This is a genomic window from Halobacillus aidingensis (genome assembly GCF_900104185.1).
Classification (GTDB): Bacteria; Bacillota; Bacilli; order Bacillales; family Halobacillaceae; genus Halobacillus; species Halobacillus aidingensis.
In genome coordinates, this window is record NZ_FNIZ01000002.1 from 263,908 (window position 1) to 287,672 (window position 23,765).

General features: G+C 47.5%; 21 protein-coding genes. 17 read left to right on the forward strand and 4 right to left on the reverse strand.

What is annotated here, in order from left to right:
- Nucleotides 1-132 precede the first annotated feature (132 nt).
- The 7 genes from fdhD (at nt 133) to BLS23_RS03145 (ending at nt 7,014) form a co-directional block, all read left to right on the forward strand.
- On the forward strand, nt 133-936 hold the full coding sequence (gene fdhD, locus BLS23_RS03120) for a formate dehydrogenase accessory sulfurtransferase FdhD (RefSeq protein ID WP_089651067.1): 804 nt from the start codon (nt 133-135) through the stop codon (nt 934-936).
- Nucleotides 929-3,865, forward strand: a complete 2,937-nt coding sequence (gene fdhF / locus BLS23_RS03125; RefSeq protein WP_089651068.1) for a formate dehydrogenase subunit alpha — start codon at nt 929-931, stop codon at nt 3,863-3,865. The genes fdhD and fdhF overlap by 8 nt, the downstream gene beginning before the upstream one ends.
- Complete coding sequence (locus BLS23_RS03130) at nt 3,865-4,329, forward strand: helical membrane plugin domain-containing protein (protein ID WP_089651069.1); 465 nt, start codon at nt 3,865-3,867, stop codon at nt 4,327-4,329. The genes fdhF and BLS23_RS03130 overlap by 1 nt, the downstream gene beginning before the upstream one ends.
- 563 nt (nt 4,330-4,892) lie before the next feature.
- Nucleotides 4,893-5,273, forward strand: coding sequence for a sporulation protein (locus tag BLS23_RS03135; RefSeq protein WP_244157047.1), 381 nt, complete (start codon nt 4,893-4,895; stop codon nt 5,271-5,273).
- A 28-nt stretch (nt 5,274-5,301) separates the two neighbouring features.
- A complete protein-coding gene (locus tag BLS23_RS03140; RefSeq protein WP_089651070.1) occupies nt 5,302-6,090 on the forward strand; it encodes a TerC family protein in 789 nt (262 codons plus the stop codon).
- A gap of 94 nt (nt 6,091-6,184) precedes the next feature.
- Complete coding sequence (locus BLS23_RS21660; RefSeq protein WP_167355993.1) at nt 6,185-6,346, forward strand: hypothetical protein; 162 nt, start codon at nt 6,185-6,187, stop codon at nt 6,344-6,346.
- 215 nt (nt 6,347-6,561) lie between these two features.
- Complete coding sequence (locus BLS23_RS03145) at nt 6,562-7,014, forward strand: RDD family protein (protein ID WP_089651135.1); 453 nt, start codon at nt 6,562-6,564, stop codon at nt 7,012-7,014.
- A 55-nt stretch (nt 7,015-7,069) separates the two neighbouring features.
- Here BLS23_RS03145 and BLS23_RS03150 read toward each other — a convergent pair whose 3' ends face one another.
- Both BLS23_RS03150 and BLS23_RS03155 read right to left on the reverse strand, forming a co-directional pair.
- Nucleotides 7,070-7,546, reverse strand: coding sequence for a DUF456 domain-containing protein (locus BLS23_RS03150; protein ID WP_089651071.1), 477 nt, complete (start codon nt 7,544-7,546; stop codon nt 7,070-7,072).
- Nucleotides 7,547-7,709: 163 nt separating this feature from the next.
- Entirely contained in the window at nt 7,710-8,714 is a 1,005-nt protein-coding gene (locus tag BLS23_RS03155; RefSeq protein ID WP_089651072.1) for an aldo/keto reductase, read from the reverse strand.
- 109 nt (nt 8,715-8,823) lie between these two features.
- On the opposite strand from BLS23_RS03155, the gene BLS23_RS03160 reads away from it, so the two are divergent.
- Nucleotides 8,824-11,178, forward strand: coding sequence for a penicillin acylase family protein (locus BLS23_RS03160; RefSeq protein WP_089651073.1), 2,355 nt, complete (start codon nt 8,824-8,826; stop codon nt 11,176-11,178).
- Here the strand turns inward: BLS23_RS03160 and BLS23_RS03165 are convergent, their stop codons facing one another.
- On the reverse strand, nt 11,179-11,661 hold the full coding sequence (locus BLS23_RS03165; protein WP_089651074.1) for an SRPBCC family protein: 483 nt from the start codon (nt 11,659-11,661) through the stop codon (nt 11,179-11,181). It abuts the gene before it with no gap.
- A gap of 763 nt (nt 11,662-12,424) precedes the next feature.
- On the opposite strand from BLS23_RS03165, the gene BLS23_RS03170 reads away from it, so the two are divergent.
- The 9 genes from BLS23_RS03170 (at nt 12,425) to BLS23_RS03210 (ending at nt 22,350) form a co-directional block, all read left to right on the forward strand.
- Nucleotides 12,425-12,640: a hypothetical protein gene (locus BLS23_RS03170; protein ID WP_089651075.1), complete on the forward strand. Its 216-nt coding sequence runs from the start codon at nt 12,425-12,427 to the stop codon at nt 12,638-12,640.
- 186 nt (nt 12,641-12,826) lie between these two features.
- Nucleotides 12,827-13,651, forward strand: coding sequence for an ABC transporter ATP-binding protein (locus BLS23_RS03175; protein WP_089651076.1), 825 nt, complete (start codon nt 12,827-12,829; stop codon nt 13,649-13,651).
- 151 nt (nt 13,652-13,802) lie between these two features.
- Nucleotides 13,803-14,837 (forward strand): DUF2332 domain-containing protein, encoded by a 1,035-nt coding sequence (locus BLS23_RS03180; protein WP_244157048.1) that lies wholly within the window; start codon nt 13,803-13,805, stop codon nt 14,835-14,837.
- Nucleotides 14,838-14,869: 32 nt separating this feature from the next.
- On the forward strand, nt 14,870-15,631 hold the full coding sequence (locus BLS23_RS03185; RefSeq protein WP_089651077.1) for a phosphotransferase family protein: 762 nt from the start codon (nt 14,870-14,872) through the stop codon (nt 15,629-15,631).
- Between the two features lie 396 nt (nt 15,632-16,027).
- Nucleotides 16,028-16,195, forward strand: a complete 168-nt coding sequence (locus BLS23_RS21905; RefSeq protein ID WP_208599156.1) for a hypothetical protein — start codon at nt 16,028-16,030, stop codon at nt 16,193-16,195.
- Between the two features lie 62 nt (nt 16,196-16,257).
- Nucleotides 16,258-18,189 (forward strand): hypothetical protein, encoded by a 1,932-nt coding sequence (locus BLS23_RS03195; RefSeq protein WP_089651079.1) that lies wholly within the window; start codon nt 16,258-16,260, stop codon nt 18,187-18,189.
- Nucleotides 18,186-20,132 carry a TOMM precursor leader peptide-binding protein gene (locus BLS23_RS03200; protein ID WP_089651080.1) on the forward strand — a complete coding sequence of 649 codons (1,947 nt, stop codon included), beginning with the start codon at nt 18,186-18,188 and terminating at the stop codon, nt 20,130-20,132. Before BLS23_RS03195 ends, BLS23_RS03200 begins: the two co-directional genes overlap by 4 nt.
- Before the next feature lie 19 nt (nt 20,133-20,151).
- The gene (locus tag BLS23_RS03205; protein ID WP_089651081.1) at nt 20,152-21,696 is read left to right on the forward strand and encodes a SagB/ThcOx family dehydrogenase; all 1,545 of its coding nucleotides are present in this window, start codon (nt 20,152-20,154) and stop codon (nt 21,694-21,696) included.
- A gap of 195 nt (nt 21,697-21,891) precedes the next feature.
- Nucleotides 21,892-22,350 carry a DinB family protein gene (locus BLS23_RS03210; protein ID WP_089651082.1) on the forward strand — a complete coding sequence of 153 codons (459 nt, stop codon included), beginning with the start codon at nt 21,892-21,894 and terminating at the stop codon, nt 22,348-22,350.
- A 159-nt stretch (nt 22,351-22,509) separates the two neighbouring features.
- Here BLS23_RS03210 and fdhA read toward each other — a convergent pair whose 3' ends face one another.
- Nucleotides 22,510-23,721 (reverse strand): formaldehyde dehydrogenase, glutathione-independent, encoded by a 1,212-nt coding sequence (fdhA, locus tag BLS23_RS03215; RefSeq protein ID WP_089651083.1) that lies wholly within the window; start codon nt 23,719-23,721, stop codon nt 22,510-22,512.
- Nucleotides 23,722-23,765: the final 44 nt, after the last annotated feature.

Genomic DNA, 23,765 nt, shown 5'->3' on the forward strand with positions numbered 1-23,765 from the left:
AATGGACACGAAAAGAGAAAATATTAAAGAGAATAATCACCCAGGCACCTGTCCAACTTTTCCAATGGCAGGTGTTTGTTTTGTCGAAAGAACGGGAATAAGTTAGGGAACGATTGGTAAGGGGGTAAAAAATTGGGGACGAGGTCGTGGCAGATTCATAGATTTCGAGAGAGAGAATGGTCCTCTGAAGAAGATGAAGTCGCTATCGAGTATCCACTCACGGTGACCGTCAACGGGGAAGAATTCGCGACGATGGTCTGCACTCCGATGGACAAAGAGGAAATGGTCATCGGATTCCTCGCATCCGAAGGTCTGATTCGGAATGTGAAGGAAATCAAGGAGATGACCATCGATGAAGACCGTGGGTTCGCTTATGTGGAAACAGTGAAGAGCCTTCCACAGATACAAAGCGGTCAAAAAAGGTGGCTGGGATCCTGCTGTGGGAAAAGCCGGGCGTTTTATTTTCAAAGCGATGCGGCGACAGCCCGTACAGCCATGGATGAAAGTACCTTCGATCCTGATGTCTGCTACAAATTGATGGAAGAGTTCCAGTCCCAGGCGGGCATGTTCCAACGGACGGGCGGGGTGCACCAGGCAGCCATAGCCACAGAAGATGGAATAGTGAAAGCGTATGCGGACATCGGCCGTCATAACGCGCTGGACAAATTGTATGGTTTTTTATTGAAAGAAAACGTAAGCAGAAAAGGGAAGATCATTTTATTTACAGGCAGGATTTCATCAGAAGTCCTTTTGAAAATATCGAAAATGGGGTTTGGTGTCCTGTTGTCCAAATCGGCACCGACAGATTTAGCCCTTCAGCTTGCGGATGATTTGAACATTACGGCTGTCGGATTTTTACGGGGGGAGCGGATGAATGTGTACACTCATCCGAGGCGTATTGCTGCAGCCAGTGGAGGAGGAGTAACGATTGAATGAACACACGGTAGTGACGATCAACGGAAAAGAATTTTTGGCTGAACCGGGGCAGAATCTGCTTCAACTGATGAACGAGGCGGAAGAACAGGTGCCGCAAATCTGCTACAACGAATCGCTGGGTCCGATCCAGACGTGTGATACGTGTATCGTCCAGGTCGATGGCGAACTGACGCGCGCATGCGGCACGAGTGTGAAAGCAGGGATGAAAGTCCAAACGAAACTTCCTCATGTACATAAAGCACAGAAGGAGTCGTTGGACCGCATTTTGGAAAAACACGAATTGTACTGCACAGTTTGTGATTACAACAACGGCTCGTGTGAGATTCACAATACGATGGCGGAGTTTGGACTAGAGCATCAGTCCCGTCCGTTTCAGCCGACGAGTTATGAAAAGGACGACTCCGGTTCTTTTTACCGCTATGACCCGGATCAGTGTATCCTCTGCGGTCGCTGCGTCGAGGTCTGTCAGGACGTCCAGGTGAACGAAACACTGACGATCGACTGGGATCGCAAGGAACCACGTGTCATCTGGGATAATGATGTGCCGATCGACGAATCGTCCTGCGTCAACTGCGGGCAGTGTTCCACCGTCTGTCCTTGTAACGCCATGATGGAAAAAGGGATGGAAGGCGATGCCGGATTCTTAACCGACACCGAGCCTGGGCTTTTGAAGTCGATGATCAATTTAACGAAAAAAGTAGAGACGGGCTATGGTCCGCTTTTCGCTGTATCTGATACGGAAGCAGCGATGCGCGAAGAAGTCATCCAAAAGGAAAAAACGGTCTGCACGTACTGTGGTGTCGGCTGTTCCTTCGACGTATGGACGAAAGGAAGAGAAATCCTTAAAGTCGAACCGAGCGCCGAATCTCCGGCGAATGGGATTTCGACATGTATAAAAGGGAAGTTCGGCTGGGACTACGTCAATAGTGAAGAACGTCTGCAAAAGCCGCTCATCCGTCGTGGCGACCATTTTGAAGAAGTCGAATGGGACGAAGCGATCGCCCATGTCGCTGATCGTATGACAGAGATCAAGGAAGAAAAAGGCGCGGACCACCTGGCATTCATTTCTTCATCGAAAGCGACGAACGAAGAATCCTATGTGATGCAGAAATTGGCCCGTCAAGTTATCGGGACGAATAACGTCGATAACTGCTCCCGTTACTGTCAGGCACCAGCGACGAAAGGATTGTTCCGTACAGTCGGATATGGGGGAGACTCCGGATCGATCGATGATATCGCCGCAAGTAAACTGGTCTTAACGATTGGATCGAATACGGCAGAATCCCATCCAGTTTTAGCTTCTAGAATTAAACGTTCCCAAAAGCTGTTCGGGCAGAAACTCTTCGTCTTTGATTTGAGAAAGCACGAAATGGCGAAACGCGCCGACCGCTTTTACCAGCCGAAGACAGGTACGGATCTCGTCTGGCTTTCCGCTGTTGCGAAGTACATTCTTGACCAAGGTTGGGAAGATAAGAGCTTCCTTGAGGAATGGGTCAATGATTTTGACGCATACCGCGAAAGCTTGGAGCCGTTCACGATGGCCTATGCCTCCGAGTTGACCGGCATCCCTGAACAGGAATTGAAGGATGTCGCGAAAGAAATCGCCCATTCGGAATCTGTTGCCATATGCTGGGCGATGGGTGTCACGCAGCATATGCTCGGAAGTGATACGAGTACAGCCATCAGTAACCTGCTTCTCATCACCGGAAACTACGGCAAACCGGGAACAGGGGCTTATCCACTCCGCGGCCACAATAACGTGCAGGGATGCAGTGATTTCGGAAGCATGCCGAACTTCTTCCCTGGTTATGAAGCGACTTCAGATGATGACGTCCGCGCCCGTTATGAAAAAGCGTGGGATGCGACGATTCCGAAAGAGCCGGGTATGGATAACCACGAAATGATCGAGGCGATCCATAATGATGAGCTTTCCATGATGTACGTCATGGGTGAGGACACAGGGGTTGTCGATTCCAACATTAACTACGTAACGGCAGCTTTCGAAAAGTTAGATTTGTTCATCGTACAGGATCTTTTCTTAACAAAAACCGCTGAATACGCGGATGTTGTGCTGCCGGCATCTCCTAGTCTTGAAAAAGAAGGTACATTTACGAATACCGAACGCCGCATCCAGCGTCTGTATCAGAGTTTCGAGCCACTTAAAGGAACGAAGCCGGACTGGCAGATCATTCAACTGATCGCAAAAGAACTGGGCCGTGACTGGAACTACCAGCATCCATCTGAAATCATGCACGAAGCAGCAGGCCTTGCACCGTTGTTTGCGGGTGTCCATTACGATCGTCTTGAAGGGTACAAGTCCCTGCAATGGCCGGTCGCAGAAGACGGATCCGATCAGCCGCTCTTGTTCACGGAAGGATTTCCTTTTGAAGATAAAAAAGCGAAGCTGTACCCACTGACGTATGAGCTGATGTATGATACGGATGAAGAATACGACCTGCATGTGAATAACGGGCGTCTGCTCGAGCACTTCCACGAAGGAAACATGACATATAAATCTGAAGGAATTAGACGGAAGACACCGAATGCTTTTGTTGAAGTGTCACAAGAGCTTGCGAAAGAACGTGGAATTGAAGAAGGAGCAGAAGTGAAGCTGATCTCAGAATCGGGAGAAGCGACAGGAACCGTTACTGTCACCGACCGTGTCCGTGGCAATGAACTGTTCCTGCCACTGAATGACAATGGCAAGTCAGCCATCAACTATTTGACAGATAACCGTGTGGATAAAGATACGGATACACCAGCATATAAGGAAATCGCGGTGAAGATGAAAGTGTTGAAGAAAAAAGGCAAATCCCCGATTCCGCACAACAACCACCGCCGCGGGAATCCTGTTCCGCAAAAAGGTGTCAAAGTACAGGAAAAATGGAAGCGTGAAGATTATATATTCCCAGGCAAGGGGGGACGATGATGGCCAAAGCCATTACGAAAATCAAAAGGTATGAAGTATCAAGGGAAGACCAGATCGAGCAGGATGTCCGCGAAGTGAAAGAAGCCGTCGCCGACAACAAAGATTCTCTTTTGAAGGGGATTGAATTGCTGAAGGCGCTCGACAACGGAGGAACCCTGGATTCTGTGACCGCTTTTGTCAAAGCGAAAGATGAAGCCTTAGCGAACGTTGTGAAAGAAATCGATAAAGATCAATACGAACCTTTGCTGCGCAACCTGCCTGAACTCGTCTTCCTGTTAGGAGAGATCAATGTAAGCGGCATCCGTGAGCTGAGTTCACGATTGAATCACGGTCTGGAAGCGATGGAAGGAGAAGGGACGACCGACAAGACGTCGTTCCTGGACCTTGCCAAAGCGTTGAAGGACCCGGAAATCAACCGCAGCATCACGATGCTCCTCCATTTTCTGAAGGGCATGGGAAGGTAACAAACGTAGAGGGTGAAGCCATAATGGCTTCACCCTCTTTTTAACTAAGCTCGCTGGGGATCTTACTGATAAAGTCAGTAAAGTCACCGATAAATGTGCGAAACCCACCGATAAAAGCCCGGAAGTCGCCGATAAAATCTCGAAACCCACTGATAAAAGGTTAAAACCCACCGATAAGGATTCGCGCCATACAACACCGCTGGGTAGAGACTAGCTTCTTACCCATTATTGGCTCTCGGTGGCAGCGCCCCCTGCCATATCGAAACCATACAAAAAGCTTGAAAAAGAAGAAAAAAAGAATTGACATTTTTCTGAAAACTCATTATGATTGAGTTACAGTCAGCGAGTGAAAACTGTGCTCAATAGAGCTTATATAACTCCAAAGGGGAGTAGCTTACAGTTATGTCGTCATTACGTGGCCCATCCGGCCTCCGGCATACCTGGCAACGTAACGTTGTTCGCGAGACCTTTGCCATGATGGTGAAGGGATATGATGAAGAACTCTCAAAAACCTTTACCATCTGTTGGTAAAGGTTTTTTTATATTCATAGGAGGGATTTTCATTGTTAACGAAATGGATGAATGGATTATGGGGCGGTAAGCCGAAGGTGGATCTAGTTCTGGACTCAAAAGGAGAGGATCCCTATGTTTTGTCAGGAATCTTTCAACTCTCTGGAAGTTGGAGAAAGCAGAACATCAAGCGTCTCGAATGCGATTTGGTCGTCGTTGAGCGGGGGAGGAAGCCTCTATTGGTAGAGCCGGTCACCACTGTCCTCATGACACGGACAATGGAAGCGGGAGGGTATGATGAGTATCCCTTCCGCTATGAACTGCCGCGAAATCTTCCTCTATTATCAGAGGGGAAATCTTATAAACTGCAGACGCGGCTGGTCTATGAAAACAATGCTAAAAGTTTTGATCATGATGAGATCGTCGTAAACTAAAAAACTTAAAAAATAAGGAGTAAAGAAGATGGACTTCGGTTTAGTTATGGAATACAGCTGGGTGTTGTTGATTTTGATCGGTCTTGAAGGGATTCTTGCTGCGGATAATGCGCTTGTTATCGCGACGATGGTGAAACATCTTCCTGAGGAAAAGAGAAAGAAAGCCTTATTTTACGGGTTAGCCGGTGCCTTTTTGTTCCGTTTCGGTTCCCTGTTCCTCATTTCTTACCTCGTCAACATATGGCAGGTTCAAGCGATCGGAGCCCTATATCTTATCGGTATTGCCGCTTATCATTTGTTGAAAAAACACGTCTTGAAACCTAAGGTGAAAACAGCCAAAACCCTAGCCGAAAAGGGGTCCGGTTTTTGGGCTACGGTTATAAAAGTGGAGCTTGCTGATATTGCCTTCGCGGTCGATTCCATTCTTGCGGCAGTTGCCTTAGCCGTAACCTTACCGTTGACAAGTCTCCCTCAAGTCGGAGGGTTGGATGGCGGCCACTTTGCTGTCATTCTTGCGGGAGGAATCATCGGTCTTGTCATCATGCGGTTTGCTGCCAGCTATTTTGTCGGATTGCTTGACCGCCGTCAGGGTCTTGAGACAGCGGCTTACATGATCGTTGGCTGGGTAGGCGTCAAGCTTGCCGTCTATACGATGGCCCACCCGGAAATCGCGTTTTTATCCGAAGGTTTTGCGAAAAGCGCTCCATGGAAAATCACGTTCTGGTCGATTCTATTGTTGATTGCTGTTGGCGGCTGGTTCTTATCTAAGGAAAAGAGCGAGGATAGGAATAAGTCTGAGGAAAAAGACGTTTCATGAAATAAGCGTATGTCCACTAAATGATTGTCACTCCTGGATGGTGCTTGCTATACTTGTTTTGGCAAGTGACGAAGGCCGTTGTAGGAGGGGGAATATGGGGATTTTATGGGTAATCATGGGTTTTGTGCTCTTTTTATATCTTGTTTTCCAAGTGAGCTATATGGAGAAATTGTTAAAAAAGCAACAAGCAGATGTTGAGGAAACCAAATCCTTACTGAAAGTCCTGATTAAAGAACAGCAGAGAGAGAAAAAATGAGCGAAACGATGGGCATGAAAAATCTCAGAGAAACAACCTCTGGGATTTTTTTCATTTATCACTAAATGGAAAGCATAAAATTTAGAAAGGCTTGGATGATGATCTTCACTATTGTGGCACTTTTCACAAAAGCGTTCTCGTTTGAAAATACCAATATCATCCATAATAATGAGTACATATACATAGGTAGAACAAAAGTAGCAACAGGAATGGTCATGGGGGGATGGAACCTGGAAAATCCAGCTGGTTTTTGGAACAGAGTCGGAGCAAGGTTTTTAGATGGGTTCATTTTGGCTGGCTTTTTCGGAGTCATAACGGGTGAGTTCGTTGTTCGGGAAAGTTTCACAGTTATCGATGTATTGTCGATTTTTTATGCCCTTCTTCTGCCGCCGATATGGTATGGTTATACGCTTGGCAGAAGAGCATTGGGAAACAGAATTGTCAAAACCGATGGTTCAGATGTTACTTTTATCAATATCGTCTTACGTGAGCTTGTCGGGGGGTTATTGTACTTTGTGACGTTCGGGATCGCTCTCGTCGTCAGCGCCTTCATGGTCGGACTAAGGGAAGATAAAAGAGGGGTCCATGATTTTATCGGCGGCACCTATGTGACGAAGGATGCGCCCAATGATCGTGACCGGTCCGAATACGATGAACTTAACGCGTAAAAAAAGAAACAAAAAAATCTCAGAGCCATGAACTCTGAGATTTTTTCTATCGCGTTTAAATGTCAAAGAAAAACCAGATAATGAGAATCGCCTGAATGATGATCTTCGCAACCGTTCCGCTGAGAAAGCCAAACAGAGAGCCGATGGCTGCTTTAAAGGCCTCTTCCGACGATCGTTTCTGCACAAGTTCCACAACGATGACGAGCACGAATGGAATGACGATGATGCCGAACGGCGGAATAATGAACGATCCAATGATGACACCGATCGCCGCTGATCGCTCGCCCCATTTGCTTCCACCGTATTTTTTCACGAAGTAGCTGTTGGCAATAATGTCAGATACGATGAGCAGTATGGTTAAGACAACCGCTCCGATCCAGAAGAAGACCGAAAGTCCGCTGCCATTGATGAAAAACGCATAAGCAAGGAATCCGATCCACAGCACGAGCGGTGCCGGTATGATTGGAAAAATGACGCTTGCAAAACTAGCGATGAAGCAGGCGATGATGATCACCCAAATAAGTATATCCATAAACGTGTACCTCCTGAGTTTCTGATTCTTTCCTTTATACGATTGACGAGAATAAAAGTTTCTAAACTTTTATGGGTTTCTAGTTTTCTATGCTCGTTCAACCTTTCAATGTCCTCAAACGTAAAAACGGACCCTCCTAAGAGAGAGGGTCCGCCCAAAATTCTTATTTTAATCCTAGTTCCTGACGATCAGGGGGAGCCATGAACTCCGGCCCCACGGGATCATTCACGTGTTTCAGCAAAATTTCATCAATGTCGTGTCGTGTTTCTTCATCGATCGTAAAGCTGTCTACGCCGTCAATCGGGTTGAGCTGATCAGGACGGCGGCCTCCCATGAGGGCGATGCCGGAGCCTGGCTGGTCAAGCACCCAGCGGATGGCGAGCTGTAAGACGCTTTTGCCAAAACGGTTTTCAGCGAGCTGTTCGAGTTCGTTTACAGCGTTCAAGTACTGCTTGAAGCGTGGCTGTTGGAATTTTGGATCATTGTTTCTCAAGTCGTCGCCTTCAAACTCACGTTTTGTGGACATTTTTCCTGACAACAGTCCACGGCATAAAGAGCCGTAGGAAATGGTCGTGATGTTATGATCCTGGACGTAAGGCAGTGTTTTCGACTCGATGTCCCGTTCGAACAGGTTGTACGGCGGCTGTAACGTGTGCAGCGGTGCTGCTTCACGGAAGATGTCCATTTGTTCTGGTGAAAAGTTACTGACACCGATGGCGCGGATTTTCCCTTGTTTGTACAAGTAAGATAGAGCTTCCGCTGTTTCGTGGATCGGTGTGATCGGATCCGGCCAGTGGACCTGGTAAATATCGATGTAATCGGTTTTCAATCGTTTCAGTGAATCTTCGACTTCTTTATGGATGCGCTCTTTGCTGGCATTACGGAACACGGAGTCTTCGTTCCAGTCGATGCCCACTTTCGTCGCAAGCAGAAGGTCTTCACGTCGCCCATATTGTTCGACGGCTTTTCCGATGATTTCTTCTGAGCGTCCGAACCCATAAGCAGGTGCGGTATCGATCAAGTTGATGCCCTGGTCAAGCGCAGAGTGGATCGTTTTAACGGATTGTTCTTCATCCGTGCCTCCCCACATCCAACCGCCAATCGCCCATGTGCCAAGGCCGATGCGGCTCGCTTCCATGGATGTATCACTAATTTTGATTTTTTCCATTTTTACACCTCCAAAGTCAAGCACATTCGTTCCATACCCGTTTCGAAAATTTTTTAATCTATTTTCTCGAAAATGAGATATAATGAAGAAAAGTTTTGGAGGTGGGGGAATGGAGACAGCTCGACAGATCGATCCACAAAAAAAGAAAAGGCCACGGTGGAAAAAGGCAACCTGGCTGACGCTTGGAATCATCGTGTTATTGATCGTTAGTGCTGCGATTTTTGTAAACGCTTACACCTTAAGGAGTTTGCCCGAGACCGACGGGGATGCATCACTTGCCGGACTGGAAGCTTCCGTGACCGTGACAAGGGACGATCAGGGTGTGCCTCATATTCAGGCTGAAAACGAACTCGATGTCTTTCGCGCCCAAGGCTATGTGCAGGCACAGGATCGGCTATTTCAAATGGAACTTGCGCGCAGGCAGGCCTCGGGCCGGTTGAGTGAAGTGGTCGGGGAGGCGACGGTCGATCAGGACCGTTATTTCCGGACGCTCGGTCTGAGACGGGCCGCAGAAAAATCGCTGGCGGTTTATTCAGACGAAGCCGTCGAACGGCTTGAGGCGTTTGCGGAAGGGGTTAATGCGTTCATAAATAACGAACCGCTGCCTCCGGAGTTTGCGATGATGAATATCGACCCGGAACCGTGGACACCGCTCGATTCGTTGACGATCGGAAAATACATGGCGTTTGACCTTGGCGGCCACTGGGAGCGGCAGGCGTTCAACTATTATCTCATGCAGAATTTTTCTGAAGAGGAAGCGTATGAACTTTTCCCGACGTATCCGGAAGATGCCCCGACAGTCCTTGCAGAAACGGACGCGGTCGATATTGAAAAAAGCTTTGCCGATGTCATCATTACGAACGAATTCAATGGCAGCAACAACTGGGTCGTGAGTGGAGATCGTACGGCTTCCGGATCTCCGATGCTCGCTGATGACCCGCACCTCGGAATGGCGACACCATCGATCTGGTACCAGATGCACCTCGAAGCTCCCGGCTACAACGTTTCCGGAGTAATTTTTGCAGGCATCCCCGGCATCATCCTCGGACATAACGACAATATCGCCTGGGGGGTGACGAACGTCGGGCCTGATGTGCAGCAGTTATACTTAGAAAAAAGGAATCCCAAGAATCCGCACCAATTTTTATATGAAGACGAATGGGAAGAAGCGGATGTGTTCACAGAAACGATTGATGTGAAAGACGGTGAGCCTGTTGAGCTCGAGGTCGTAGAGACCCGTCACGGACCTGTAATCAGTGATTACGCGGGGGAGTCTGGAAAAGATACGCTGCTCTCGTTACGATGGACCGCTCTTGATGCGACGACCGAACTGGAAGCGGTCCTAGAAATGAACCGCGCCGATGATTGGGAGTCGTTTGAAAAAGGGTTGGAAAAATTCCTCGTTCCCGCGCAGAATTTCGTTTTTGCGAGTAAAGACGGAACGATTGCCTACAAGGCGAATGGCCAGGTGCCGATTTATAATGAACCGGATGATGCGTTGCTTCCGATGCGGGGGTGGGAGTCTGAGGATGAGTGGCAGGGGTTCGTTCCTTTTGATGAGCTGCCGCGAGTGGTCAACCCGGAAGAAGGATTCATTGCGACTGCGAACAATAAAATTACAACAGATGACTACCCTTACCATATCAGCCACAATTGGGCACAGCCTTATCGTTACGCACGCATCAGCGAAATGCTCGAAGGGGAAAATGAGCTGACGCCGGAACAATTCCAATCGATGCAGATGGATGTGAAAAACCTCCAGGCGGAAGAGTTTCTGCCTTTATTGCTTGATCATGTCGAACCTGTAACCACGATTGAAAAAGAAATGACCGCTTTAATGGAGGAGTGGAATATGGAGGATGACCGAGCGCTCGCCCAGCCTCTGATCTTCCATCGCTGGATGGCGAACATTGAAGATGAGCTTTACAATGTAGATTTGTCCGCGGATATTCAAAAGTTTTTCAAAGGCTCCGGGCAGACGACCGATGAATTGCTGCGTATGGGGGAAGAGTCACGGTGGGTTCAAAAAGCAGGAGGCATGAATCCTATGATTTCCAATGCCTTTCATGCGACGATCGATGAAGTGGTGGAAGAATTCGGGGAAGAGCCTTCTAAATGGAAGTGGGGAGATGCTCATGCTGTCGAATTTACTCATCCACTCTCAAGCATCGGATTCCTGGAACGATTCCTGAACCCAGGCGATCCTCATCCAGTCAGTGGCAGCCGGGTGACTGTTCGTGCCGCTGGTTTCAACAGCGAAGGTCTCGTCAATCACGGAGCATCGTGGCGTTTTGTCATCGACATGGATGATCCGACCGAAGCGTACCACGTCGTCGGACCAGGACAATCCGGCCATTTCAGGAGTGACTGGTACCATGATCAACTGGAAGATTGGGTGGAAGGGGAGTACCACCTGACATCCACCGAAGAACTGGACGGCGATGTCCTGACCCTTACTCCGTAATCATTTAGGCTCAGAGTTTACCTCTGAGCCTTTTTCTTTTTCCGCCATTTTTTTCAATCCAGCGGCGCGAAGTTCTATGAAGCTTCTCATATATTTCTCCAGAAACAGCCGATCGGCGAGCATACCAAGAGGGCCGAGTGGTGATTTATAGGCAAACGTGTCCACCATCACTGTAACTTCTGTTTTTTCGAAAAACTCATGGGTATGGGTGAACGAGTGGAAAGTTCCTTTGACCATCACATCAACAAAACGATGGGGCCGGTCCATTTCTGTGATCCGGGCCGTCAGTCGTTGGCGGATCCCGAAGTGTGTCGCTTCCCACGTCACTTCGTCTCCTTCTTCCATCAAACCTTCCGTCACCCCAGCCACCGCTTTTTCATTCGTCTTGCTGGTCGTTTGTGTGTGAACATCCACATTTCTCGCGAGATCAAAGCACACATCCACTGGCGCTTTAATAAATGTCCGCTGAACAATGACAGGCACCTCCACCAACTCCCCTCAAATATCTTTCCTACCATTATAACGCATCTCTCTTCCATCAAATAAGCTCCCTATTCTAGAAGACTCAGTTTTGAGACTTTTGTCATTAGCCGCTGGCGCCGGAACCGCATATCGAAGAGGAAAAGAGAGCAGGATGAGATCCCGCAGAGCGAAGCACGAGGAGGCTCACCGCGCTCCCGCGGAAAGCGAGCTATTCCCCGCAGCCCCACCCACTCAAGACTTCCCTCGCTTCTGTACGATAAGTCAACATCGAATAAACCACGTCGATATAGGATTCTTAACCATAAAAGCGCTTGTTCCTGGAAGGTAGTTTCGAGAATTTTTTACGGCAAGGGACGGAGGGGAATGGCGAGACTCCTACCTTAAGTGTGGAGGCGCCTTGATCAGCGGCGTATGGACTGGACTGAGCTGGCGGAGGTAAAGGAAACTAGGCAGGACTTTGCCACAGAATTAGGCAGGGTACTATAAGAGGGATTTCGAGAACCTCATATGGCAAAGGGGCGGAGGGAAACGGTGAGACTCCTATGGGATTGTGCGGGACAGCTGAGACCCCGGAAGGCGTAGCCTGAGGAGGCTCAGCGCCCGCCCCATGGAAAGCGAACCTTTTCCCGCAGCCCCTAGAACCCCACAAACATCTCGGAATCAAGTCTTCAAGAATAATGTCATATACTTAAAGAAATTTAATGTGTAAAAAAGAATAGATTTGGAGTATTCGTGCCACTCTAGAATAAAGGAGTGGACACGGATGACGAAAGAACAAATGCAGGAAGTGTTTGAAACCTACGGACATGGAAAGATGTACACCCGTTTTCAAACCCCTTTATACGTGACAGGGTTACTGGATGAAGTGGAGGAGGAGCAGTTGGAGGATTTTTTCGATAATATCGAAATATCCCCACACACATTTTTTGATGAATTTCGATTCTGGTTCCAATATTTTTCTGTAACACAAAGATCTTAATGCAGGGAACAGCTATAAGCTAGACGATAAGAAGTCCTTTTCCAGAGGGCTTCTTTTTTTGCATGTTCTTCCTTGACGAAAAAATGATTTCCGTATACGATTAATTGAGAATGATTATTACTATCTAACTTGAACGGATATAGAACATGCAAGCGCATGCAAATAGAAAAGGTGAGGTGCACAACAATGGTGAGAATGTCCATGCAGGACTTAGGCATTGCCTATGGTGAAGTGAAAATTGTCGAAGATTTGAACTTACATATCCCTGAAGGCGAAATCACGACGATCATCGGTCCGAACGGCTGCGGGAAGTCGACGATACTAAAAACGATGTCGCGCTTGCTTGAGCCGAAGTCGGGGGTTGTCTATTTGGACGGAAAAGCGATTCATAAAGAATCGACCAAGCAGATTGCCAAGAAGATGGCGGTTCTTCCCCAAACTCCGCAGGCACCGAGTGGATTGACGGTTTATGAACTCGTTTCTTACGGGCGTTTCCCACACCAGCGTGGATTCGGGAAATTGACGGACGAAGACCGTGATATTATTCAGTGGGCGCTTGAAGTAACAGGGGTCCTCCAATTTTCTGAACGTCCGATCGACGCTTTATCCGGTGGGCAGCGTCAAAAGGTATGGATCGCGATGGCTTTAGCACAAGGCACGGATTTACTGCTTTTGGATGAACCGACGACCTATCTGGACCTCGCTCACCAGCTTGAAGTGCTCACTCTTTTGGAAAAATTGAACAAAGAAGAAGGCCGCACGATTGTGATGGTGCTCCACGACTTGAACCACGCGGCACGTTTTGCCGATCATTTAGTTGCGCTGAATGGTGGCAAGATCATCAAGGAAGGAACAGCTCATGAGGTCATGACTTCTTCTGTTCTAAGACGTGTGTTCAACATTGATGCAGCCATTGTCACCGACCCACGCACCCACCGTCCTGCGCTGATTACTTATGATTTGATTGGACAGGAAAAGGAACAAAAAGAGCCTGTTAGTATATATGGATAAGACGTAAAGCCTGGAGAATCGACCTCCAGGCTTTTTTTATATTTTGCAGGAAGCATTTCTTTCTGAAGAAATAAGGATGTGTTATGTTTTAAAAGAGAACATTTTCCATAATCAGGATTTTAAAAATATTATTTTAACAGGAGGAAATGGTGTGAAAACATTACCCATCGCGGACTTATTTAAAGATTTCGCCACGAACGAGTGTGAAGGCTCAAGTGAGCTTTATAAACAGTTATCTCTACATATTGCTGAAGATGAGAAAATCCTGCAACTATGCCGGCATACAAGAGAATCACAACCCGTCCCCAATCTGCTTTTCGGTGCTGTTCATTATTTGCTGCTGAAAGGAAATCATCATGAACTGGAAACCTTTTACCCTAGCCTCACGAAATCTCCTGATCTAACTCAAAACCCTTTCCCTTTCTTCCAATCCTTTTGTAAAGAAAATAGAGAAGCCATCATCACCATACTTGAAACGAAGCGTGTACAGACAAACGAAGTCCGCCGGTGCGCCTATCTCTATCCTGTTTTCTGCACCATCCACGAACAGACAAAGAAACCTCTCTCCCTCATAGAGATCGGAACAAGCGCCGGGCTACAATTGCTGTGGGACAAATACAGTTATTCCTATGGAGATCATGAAATTTACGGGAATCCATCCTCCCTCGTCCAGCTCCATTCGAAAGTAAGGCGAGGCACACTGTCGCCGGAGGTCATGAAATCACCACCTCCCGTGGAAAAACGGATAGGCGTTGATCTCCATGTCAGTGATTTAACAAAAGAAGAGGATGTTCAATGGCTGAAAGCTCTCATATGGCCGGAGCACGAAGAACGTAGAAGGAACTTTGAAACGGCCGTCCGACAGTTTAGAACGTCCCCACCTACAATGATGGAAGGTGATGGAGTGGCCCTGCTTCCGCGCGTTGCTGAGGATATTCCGCATAACTCTACTCTATGTATCTATCATACTCATGTAGCCAACCAAATGCCTGAGAATGTAAAAGAAGACCTTCTTCAAAAAGTGGAGGAAATAGGACAAGGAAGAGACGTCTTCCATATTTATAACAATATCCATGACAGAAGAAAGCTTCATGTGGATTCCTATTTGAAGGGAAGCTTTAAGACGCAGACGATCGGTGAAACGGATGGCCATGGACGGTGGTTTGATTGGGAACTGCAGAATTAGGAGGAGTGCAATGTGATAAGAGGAGTACATGTATGAATATTGTTGATTTAGGCGCACCATTTGCAGCAGGGAATACAGCAGAGGTGTATCTTTTTAAAAACAAGGTTGTCAAAATATTCAAAGAGTATTTGCCGGATTCGGAAGCTGTGAACGAGGCTCAAAAACAGAAGTATGCTCATTACTGCGGGCTTTTTGTGCCAAAGGTTCTTGAAGTCACAAAAGTAGATGGCAGACAAGCGCTGATCATGGAATATGTTCAGGGCGAAACGGTGGGCCATCTCATCTCCCAACACCCGGAACAGGTGGAGTATTATATGAATCTTTCTATAGATTTACAGCAAAACATTCATGAGCACGAAGCACACTCTATGGAATCTATGCAAGAGAAACTGAGTCGACAAATAAAAGAAGCCCCTCGTTTGGAATTCAGTCTGAAAAAGGAATTATTGGGTCAGTTGAATGCCATGACATATGAGAAGAAACTCTGTCATGGGGACTTTCATTTTTTTAATTTGATTCAATCAGGGAATGAAGCTGCTGTCATCGATTGGGTGGATGCAAGTGCAGGGGATATTCGCGCTGATATTTATAGAACGTACCTTTTATATTCACAAGTTTCAATAAAATGGGCAGAAATGTACATTGAGCTGTATTGTAAGAAAACTGGCCTCTCCAAAGATGAAATTTTCCGATGGGCGCCAATTATTGCTGCCGCAAGATTGTCTGAATCAGTATCTGCTGAAGAAGGCAGCAGGTTAGTGGAACTTGTCAATCACTATTACGATCGATTATAAATGGTATTTTGAATGATCTTTCATCACCTTCTGCCGCCACTTTGTTATCACTTTAACAGGGTGGGGGCAGGCACCGGCCACTTTCCTGAACAGTAACAATATATAGGCTTTCTTCATACGTTGTTGTGAACGTAGTGCTTTTTGTTTTTTGTGCACAAAGGATGGAATGATGGAGGGGAAACAAAGTGAATGAGTTTCAAAATCAAATTCAAAACTTAGACGTCGGTGAATATCGGGCTCAACAGTTGGTCCCGAGTCAGCAGCAGGAAGTTTATTCGAATGACGCACGTCTGTGTGTGGGGCTTGGGTTCGGAATCGGAGGATGTTTCGGCTGTTTCAGTTGCTTTGGTTGTGGCGGATGTGGAGGCTGCGCCCGTTGCGCGGGATGTGGCGGTTGTGCGCGCTGTGCGGGATGCGGCGGCTGCGCTCGTTGTGCAGGATGCGCCCGTTGTGGGGGTCGCTGCGGAGGACGCTGATCCATCGACCCGGACGGATATAATAAAAGAGAATGCTCACCCCTGTTGGATATTCCGACAGGGGTTCTTCCGTGTTGTCCACGCATAACTCCGGTGTCGGCATACATAAAATCGGTTAGGAAGTCACCTTAGCGGGCAAGGAGGAACGTCATGACAAAGGTCCAACCTTCCATGTGCTTGAAAGTCAAAAAGGGCACGTTTTTTATGCCGGAGACCGATCGTGTTTATTTCAGAAACAATGCGGGTTCTTTCCGTATGGAAGGCCCGATGATCCAGCAATGGATTGAAAAACTCATCCCGATGCTGAACGGAAGTCATTCTATGGAAAGTCTGACAGACGGCCTACCGAATCCTTATCGCGAACGGCTTTATGAAATTATCGACACCCTTTATCAGAATGGATTCCTTTTAGATGTCAGTCAGGTACGGCCTCACGACTTGAGAGAGCAGGTGGTGGGAGCATTCGCGTCTCAAATCGAATACTTAGAAAGTTTCGTTGCTTCCCCTGCATACCATTTTCAGCAGTTTCGTCAGAAAAAAGTGTTAGCCATCGGTGAGGGGACGATGGTGACCGGGCTTGTTTCCGCTATGCTTCAATCTGGGTTGGCGGACGTTTCTGTCTTTCTCACAGGTCCCAAGAAGACAAACGTACACCGGTTATCGGAATTAGAAACAGCAGCCAGAAAAATTGACTCTGACGTATCGGTGAATATCTTTGTTGAAAAGGAGTCCTTTTCCTGGGCTGAGGAGATCGATTCTTATGATGCGGTTCTCTACGTATCTCAAGAAGGGAAGGTGGAAGAGCTTCAGAGCATCATGAACCAATGTCTGGAAAAGAAGAAAGGCTTCCTTCCGGCTATGATTCTAGGAGATTATGGAATCGCAGGGCCCTATATAGATGAAGCTTCAGACAAAGCTTGGGAATCGGCCTGGCGGAGCCTGCCCCATCATATGAAAAGCGGATCCCCGTCCTTGAATGCTTCGAGTCCTGCTCAATCCATGCTTTCCACGATCCTGGTATTTGAACTGTTCAAGAAAATGACAGGAATCAAGGAGCCTCATCAGACCAATCACGTCTATCTGATGAACTTGGAAACCCTTGAGGGAAGGTGGCATCCTTTTAAACCGCATCCACTCGCTACAAAGAGTATTTCAACGGAAAAAATGAACCCTGGAGGAGAAGGCTCGACTCAAAAGAAAGACCAAAACGAATGGCTGTACTATTTTAGTGAGTTAACGGCAAGCCCTTTAGGAATCTTTCATCATTGGGAAGAAAAGGACCTGGAACAGCTCCCTCTTTCCCAATGTGCCGTTCAAGTGGTCCATGTCCGGACACAGCAGTTGAATCCAGAGATCATTGCCGGTGGGAGAACCCATGAAGAGGCAAGACGGGAAGCGGCTCTCATGGGGGTGGAAGCGTATGTGAAGCCTCTGAAAAGGGATATCTTACAAAGTTTTGACCCTCATGCAGAGGAACCGCAAACGGTTTCTGAAAATACCTTCCACATCGGTGCCGGAGAAACTCGAACAGAAGCCTGCCTCAGGGCTTTGCAAAAAGCGGTTGAAAACGTATGGATGATGCAGGACCATCACAAAGTCAAAAAAGCAAGAAAGATTACGTTAAACAAGATCGAAGATGAGCATTGCCGCTATTATTGGCAGGTTCTCAAGACGATGGATAAGGAACCGGAACTTGCCATTTCAGAAGATGGTTTCGGATTTCCTGTGGTGTGGGTGAAAACGCTCAACAGCAAATGGCGGGGGACGATCGCTCTGGATCAGACACTGGCTGTCCGCGAGGCATTACTCCTTCTCGTCATGGAACAGCAAAATCATGGCCTTCCCTCTGCTTATTCTTTCCTTTCTTGCTCTCAGCTCTATTTTGAAAATGAATCTCCAGACGTTTTTGACCTTCCTTCTATGGAAGCGGAAGATAATCAAAAGCTCCTTCGTAGTGCAGTCGCGCAGCTCGAAAAACGACGAAACAAACCTTCCTTCGTCAAAATTTCCATGGATCCTTTCGAGAGGGACGGGATGATCGAGCTTTACGGGGTATGGGTGGATAAGGAGGAAAGCCAATGAGCGCTTTGATTACGGCGGTAGGCGAAGGCGTTCTGCTTGATTGCGTCGTCAAGGAACTGAAAGCGGATTATGAAGTGGCCTGTATCCCAAGTTTTGAAAAAAAAGTTCCGGATAACACGGATTTGCTTGTTGTATTAGAGGACGGCTGGAATCCGGGGACCTCTCTCATGGGAGAAAGAATCGCCAGGGAATATGGCATCGATTGGCTGAGAGGCTTTGTTGCTTTTGGTGAAGGAGTCATCGGCCCGTTTGTGCGCCCGGGGGATGAGGGATGTTCGCAGTGTGCGGATTTGAGAAGAATCATGACAGCGAGCGATCGCGAAGACCTCTGGAATATTCAACAGACACTTGTGGAGGATACACGGGCAAGACAGGATGAATGGGTTTCACTGAACGGGGTCATGCAGATGACGTGCTTTATCAAAAATGAGGTCCAGCGTTGGAGCGAAGGGAAACGCGTCTTAACAGAACAGGCCGTGCATCTGGTCAATATGAAGACATTGGAAAGCTCGCGTCATCTCTTTTTACCAGATTCCCAATGTTTGTATTGCGGCAGAGTCGTAGAGGATTCCCCTTACCTTGCTGAGGTCCCCATGATGCCGAGTATGAAAATCACGGAAGACAGTTACCGAACAAGGTCGATGGAAGATTTAAGCACCTTTCTGACCAAGGATTACCTCGACCCGCGTACAGGAATTCTCAATCATAAAATGATCGATTTTGAGACACCGTTCGCTGATGTGATCGTGAATCTTCCGCTCATGAACGGCAATGAAGGATCGGCAGGGAGGACGAATTCCTATGCTGCCAGTGAAAGGACCGCCATTCTGGAAGGTTTGGAACGCTTTTGTGGAATGGATCCGAAAGGGAAAAGAACGCGTGTGTATGACAGTTACAGCAACCTACGCTCAGCGCTTAACCCTCTGGATGTCGGTATTCACTCTGATGCACAGTATGCAAAAAAAGATTTTCCTTTCACCCCCTACCATCCGGATAAAAAAATGAACTGGGTGTGGGGGTATTCGTTATTGCAGGAAAAGCCGATCTTAGTGCCGGAAAGGCTTGCCTATTACAGCATGGACTGCGGGGGCGGGTACATTTTTGAAACCTCCAACGGATGTGCCATCGGAGGAAGCAGGGAAGAAGCCGTTTTCCATGGAATCATGGAAGTCCTGGAGCGCGATTCTTTTCTCATGTCCTGGTATGCAGAACTTCCTCTTCCGCGCATAGATCCATATTCATCCGGTGATCAGGAACTGCATTTGATGATCGACCGGATGAAAGAGGTCGCAGGCTACGACCTTTATTTATATAACGCGACGATGGAACACGGCATCCCTTGTATTCTGACCATCATCAAAAACAGAAAGGCGGATTCGGGGGATTTGAACCTGATCTGTGCCGCCGGGGCCCACCTGGATCCTGTCAAAGCAGTGAAAAGTGCCGTATTTGAAAGTGTCGGCATGATCGAGCCTTTAAATAAAGAATTCAAAAAGAATAAAGAGACGTTTAGGAAAATGCTTCACGATTCTTTCCTTGTGAAGAAAATGGATGATCACGGGATGGTGTATGGACTTCCTGAAGCAGAAGAACGCCTCGGCTTTTTGCTGCATCAGGACCGCCCTCTCCAAACGTTTGAAGAAGCTTTCCATCGGAAGCAGACTCATCCTGATCTGACCGAAGATTTAAAGGAGATTCTGGAAGTTTTGCGAAATTTGAATTTGGATGTCATCGTTGTCGACCAGACGACTTCCGAATTAGAAAAGAATGGACTGCACTGCGTCAAAGTTATAATCCCGGGCATGCTGCCGATGACTTTCGGACATCACCTCAGGCGTCTTGAAGGGTTGAACAGAGTTTTCGAGGTGCCGAAAAAGCTTGGTTATACTGATCGGAATCTCACTCCAGAGGATCTTAACCCATATCCGCATCCATTTCCTTGATGGCTGAAGGAGGCTTGTGATGGATCTTGACAGGTTCTTGCATGATTTACAATTTCAGAGTGATCGGGTCATCCCGGCCGATTGGGAAGCGGCATGGGAGGATGCTCCGCTCCCTTATAAACTCTACGAGCGTTTACAGGAGGTTCCGCTCGACAGTGAAATTCCGCTGTCGTTACAGGAGGAAGATGATTTAGCTTCAAAGAGTGAACGTACGAGGCTCAGCGCTTTTCTCTGGTACACGTACGGGCTTGCCCGCTACAGTGAAACAGCGGTTCCCTCAGCAGACGGGTCCCACCCCGAAACCATCCATGCCTTCCGACGGTTCGTCCCTTCGGGGGGAGGATTGTATCCGAGTGAATTGTATATGTATTTAAAAATGGAAGGGTTTCCGGACGGCGTCTACCATTATGATGCCGCACACCACCGTCTGCTTTTGATTCGTGAGGGGAATTTCGATTTGTATATAACAGAGGCTCTTGGAAACCGATCTGATCTGTCCGAAGCGAAGGGTGTTCTGTTCGTGACGACGATGTTCTGGAAAAACTTTTTCAAATACAACCACTTCGCCTATCGTCTTCAAGGCCTCGATGCAGGGGCACTGCTCGGTCAATGCCGGGAAGTGGGTTCATGTGCGAGGTTTTTTACTAACGTACACTTTCAATTTGTGGATCGCTCCATCAACCACCTGCTTGGCCTGGATGATGAGGAGGAGAGCATCTATGCCGTTATTCCATTTGCAGATCGGACCTCTTCCTTTTTTAATCCATGGGCAGCAACTGAAGGGGGCAGAGAAATCCCCGTCGTTCACACGAGCCATTATCAACGTTCAAACAAGGTTCTGGACTTCCCGTACATTAAAAAAATGAACCAGCATTCCATGTTCGACTCTCCAGCGCAGTTCGGGCTTTTAAAAGAAAAAGAGGAGGTTCGGGATTTTTACCGCAGCCACCCGTTACCGGAAGTTGAACCATTGACCTACGACCTGGCTGAAGTCTGCCGGAAGCGGCACTCGCCAGAACTGGACTTTATCAAACAAACGATTCCATTAAAGTATATTGCTATGCTTCTTAAGGAAACAGTCCAAACATCCCATACAGACCTTTATACAAAAAGTGGTCGATCCTCTCTTTCTATTTATGGATGTTTTCATGGTGTGGAAGGGTTGGCTGACGGCGCCTATCGATATCATGCGCGGACCCATTCGTTGATTGAAATACGTCAAGGTGATTTCCGTCTCCCGTTGCAGAAAGCGATGAAAGTCGATAACGTCAATCTCCATCAAGTGCCAATCTGTTTTCATATCGTAGGTGAACGAACTCATTACAAAAAGGAACTCGGGTACAGGGGATACCGGATTCAGCAGATGGAAGCAGGCATGCTCCTTCAAAAATTGTTGTTAACCGCCAGTGCCCTTGGTATGAACGGCCATCCGCTGCTTGGGTATGATGGGAAGGCTTGTGATCAGATGTATCAGTTGGAGTGCTCCGGAGAAACGACGCTCATTCAAATTCCTGTTGGTTTTTATCGACCGAAAAGCTGGCTTGTTGGAAATATGCATACTTAAATATAAAGAACATGACCCTTTTCACATAGAGAAATCTCCTGAAAGATGAATGGGAGATTTCTGTTTTTTAAATCTGGAAATATAGCGTGAGATCTCCTGTATTTTCTAGAAAGGCCATGGTCTTTGACCCGAGCAGTTTAGTTGTGAATAGCAGGGGAGGCAGCTAGAATAATAGGGAAGAAGGGAGATGTTCATATGAATGAAGAACAGCTGTTTGAACAAATCAACTTGGTAAGACAAGCAACATTAAAGATATTGGAAAGTGTCACAGAGGAAGAGGCAGATGAACAACCAGAAGGATTCAAAAACACGATCCGCTGGAACCTCGGACACATATACGTTGTGCAAAACTCATTGCTGGCTAAGTTTGGAGGTAAAACTATTGAAACCCCATCCCGTTACATAGAGTTGTTCGCACCAGGAACAAAACCAGCTGATTGGCAGGGGGAGGTTCCTTCTCTTGATGAGCTGAAGCAAGTGCTTCAGGAGCAGCCGGTGCAACTGAAGGAATTACTGACTGGACAGTTGGAAGACGAAGCGGCACAAGCTTTCTTATCTTTGCCAACGGTAGGAGAAATCCTTAACTTCACCTTATACCATGAAGGAGTCCATACCGGTACAGTGAAAGCATTGAAAGAAAAGGTAGCCACATGAATGATGGGGGGAAGCTGACTAGATGTACTAGTCAGCTTTTTTTGATATCTATTCTTTTTTATGGCGCCCCGTATGTAGAGAACCCATTCCTACTTAGGGAGGGTGTTGAAAAGGCAAAAAACGTCTCCATCCTCTATAGAGGACGGAGACGTTCAATCATTAGCTGCGGATCAGGTTGTGCGGGTCAAGAACGAATTTTTTCGCTACCCCGCTGTCAAATTCCTCATAACCACGTGGAGCGTCTTCTAAACGAATCACTGTAGCATTTACGGCTTTTGCGATGTCTGCTTTTCCTTTCAAGATCGACATCATCAATCCGTGATGATATTGCATGACAGGTGTTTGCCCTGTCGCAAAAGATTGAGCTTTTGCCCACCCGAGACCGAAGTCAAGCTTCAATGAGCCTCTGCGGGCATCTTCATCAGAGGCGCCTGGGTCTTCGGTTACATAAAGACCGGGGATGCCTAAACCTCCGCCAGCTTTGGTCGCATCCATAATGTCATTAAGGACAGCGGAGGGAGCTTCCTGGTGGTTATGTCCATGCGCTTCGAAACCGACACAGTCCACGGCTGCATCCACCTCCGGAACCCCGAGAATCTGCTCAATCTGTTCGGAAATGTCATCATGCTTACTAATGTTGATCGTTTCACAGCCAAAGCTGCGTGCCTGGGCCAACCGTTCTTCTATCAAATCCCCTACGATGACAACAGAAGCTCCAAGTAATTGGGCGGAGTGGGCGGCCGCTAAGCCTACAGGACCTGCACCGGCGACATAAACCGTCGATCCCATTTTCACTCCAGCTGTATAGGCGCCGTGAAATCCGGTAGGGAAGATGTCCGAAAGCATTGTGAGGTCGAGCATTTTTTCCATGGCTTCGTCTTTATCTGGGAATTTCAGTACTTGGAAATCGGCATAAGGAACCATGACATATTCAGCCTGCCCGCCGACCCAGCCTCCCATATCGACATAGCCATAAGCGGAACCTGGTCTGTCAGGGTTTACGTGTAAGCAAATGTGGGTTTTTCCTTCAATACAGTTCCGGCAGCGACCACAGGCAATGTTAAAAGGAACCGAAACGAGGTCGCCCTTTTTAACAAACTCGACATCTCGTCCGGTTTCAATCACTTCACCTGTAATTTCATGTCCGAGCACAAGTCCTTCCGGAGCCGTCGTCCTTCCGCGGACCATGTGCTGATCACTGCCGCAAATATTCGTCGAAACCACTTTCAAAATAACCCCGTGTTCACATTTCCTGCCGACATTCTGCGGGTTTACTCCTGGTCCGTCTCTGAGTACCAACTCTGGAAAATCAATGTCTTTCACCGTCACTCCACCATTTCCTGTGTACGCTACTGCCCGGTTATTTGTCATGCTTCTCCTCCTTAAGGGGATTTGAAATACCAAACGATACGTTC

What these genes read in the sequence shown, in the direction of transcription:
- BLS23_RS03185 (WP_089651077.1), top strand. Translation starts at nt 14,870, where the DNA reads ATGAATATTGTTGATTTAGGCGCACCATTTGCAGCAGGGAATACAGCA.
- BLS23_RS03175 (WP_089651076.1), top strand. Translation starts at nt 12,827, where the DNA reads ATGGTGAGAATGTCCATGCAGGACTTAGGCATTGCCTATGGTGAAGTG.
- BLS23_RS03205 (WP_089651081.1), top strand. Translation starts at nt 20,152, where the DNA reads ATGGATCTTGACAGGTTCTTGCATGATTTACAATTTCAGAGTGATCGG.
- BLS23_RS03145 (WP_089651135.1), top strand. Translation starts at nt 6,562, where the DNA reads ATGGGGGGATGGAACCTGGAAAATCCAGCTGGTTTTTGGAACAGAGTC.
- BLS23_RS03200 (WP_089651080.1), top strand. Translation starts at nt 18,186, where the DNA reads ATGAGCGCTTTGATTACGGCGGTAGGCGAAGGCGTTCTGCTTGATTGC.
- BLS23_RS21660 (WP_167355993.1), top strand. Translation starts at nt 6,185, where the DNA reads ATGGGGATTTTATGGGTAATCATGGGTTTTGTGCTCTTTTTATATCTT.
- BLS23_RS03155 (WP_089651072.1), bottom strand. Translation starts at nt 8,714, where the DNA reads ATGGAAAAAATCAAAATTAGTGATACATCCATGGAAGCGAGCCGCATC.
- BLS23_RS03195 (WP_089651079.1), top strand. Translation starts at nt 16,258, where the DNA reads ATGACAAAGGTCCAACCTTCCATGTGCTTGAAAGTCAAAAAGGGCACG.
- BLS23_RS03150 (WP_089651071.1), bottom strand. Translation starts at nt 7,546, where the DNA reads ATGGATATACTTATTTGGGTGATCATCATCGCCTGCTTCATCGCTAGT.
- BLS23_RS03210 (WP_089651082.1), top strand. Translation starts at nt 21,892, where the DNA reads ATGAATGAAGAACAGCTGTTTGAACAAATCAACTTGGTAAGACAAGCA.
- BLS23_RS03160 (WP_089651073.1), top strand. Translation starts at nt 8,824, where the DNA reads ATGGAGACAGCTCGACAGATCGATCCACAAAAAAAGAAAAGGCCACGG.
- fdhA (WP_089651083.1), bottom strand. Translation starts at nt 23,721, where the DNA reads ATGACAAATAACCGGGCAGTAGCGTACACAGGAAATGGTGGAGTGACG.
- BLS23_RS03130 (WP_089651069.1), top strand. Translation starts at nt 3,865, where the DNA reads ATGGCCAAAGCCATTACGAAAATCAAAAGGTATGAAGTATCAAGGGAA.
- BLS23_RS03140 (WP_089651070.1), top strand. Translation starts at nt 5,302, where the DNA reads ATGGACTTCGGTTTAGTTATGGAATACAGCTGGGTGTTGTTGATTTTG.
- BLS23_RS03170 (WP_089651075.1), top strand. Translation starts at nt 12,425, where the DNA reads ATGACGAAAGAACAAATGCAGGAAGTGTTTGAAACCTACGGACATGGA.